The following is a 1,019-nucleotide window of genomic DNA, read 5'->3' on the forward strand; positions in this document are numbered from 1 at the left end:
GAGCCTATGGACGCGTTCTTATTTTGTTTCTACTGCTGGAAATGTATCAAGTGAGACAATAAAACATTATGTTGAAAATCAAAAAACGAGGGGGTGAAACTTGTGCCACAAACCATCACAGTTAAAGTTAAATTGCTTCCAACAAAACAACAAATCATGCTATTGGAACAAAGTAGCCACGAGTATATAAAAGTCATTAATGCTCTTGTATCTGAAATGGTTGAAGCAAAGAAAAGCACGAAGAAAAGTACAAAGGATATTGAGGCCAATATCCCAAGTGCGGTGAAAAATCAAGCAATTAAAGATGCGAAAAGTGTATTTTCTACAAAGGTGAAAAAGAGTAAATACAAAATCGTTCCGATTCTAAAAAGACCTGTTTGTGTATGGAATAACCAAAATTATTCATTTGACTTTACGCACATTTCAATTCCGTTTATGGTAAACGGAAAGTCAACTCGTTTAAAGGTTCGCGCTTTATTAAACGACAAATATAATCGCAATTTCGAATTGTTGAAGCACAAGTTAGGTACACTTCGTATCACGAAGAAATCTGCTAAATGGATTGCTCAAATATCTGTCACGATTCCTACAAACGAAAAAACGGGAACAAAGATTTTAGGAGTAGACTTAGGTCTGAAAGTTCCTGCGGTAGCCATCACAGATGATGATAAAGTTCGTTTCTTCGGGAACGGTAGGCAAAACAAATTTATGAAACGTAAGTTTCGAAGTGTTCGAAAGAAGTTAGGAGAAGCTAAGAAACTGAATGCCCTTCGTCAACTTGATGATAAAGAACAAAGATGGATGAAAGACCAAGACCACAAAGTAAGTCGTGCAATCGTTGATTTTGCAACGGATAATAATATTTCTGTCATTCGATTAGAGCAACTAACGAACATTAGACAGACGGCACGAACAAGCCGTAAAAACGAAAAAAATCTACATACTTGGTCATTCCATCGTTTAGCACAATTCATCGAGTACAAAGCGAAACTAGTTGGCATAAAGGTGGAATATGTGAA

Annotated in this window: 2 protein-coding genes; both read left to right on the forward strand. The window is 36.3% G+C overall.

The genetic code is table 11. The features are described 5' to 3' along the window. Positions 1-97: transposase (locus ACQVV1_RS29620; protein WP_431169930.1), on the forward strand; the 97-nt coding region annotated here is incomplete at its 5' end. A 5-nt stretch (positions 98-102) separates the two neighbouring features. Continuing rightward, positions 103-1,019 (forward strand): RNA-guided endonuclease TnpB family protein (locus ACQVV1_RS29625; protein ID WP_431169928.1); only part of this gene is annotated, 917 nt, incomplete at its 3' end.

The sequence above is a fragment of the Bacillus basilensis genome (assembly GCF_050630465.1).
Classification (GTDB): domain Bacteria; phylum Bacillota; class Bacilli; order Bacillales; family Bacillaceae_G; genus Bacillus_A; species Bacillus_A basilensis.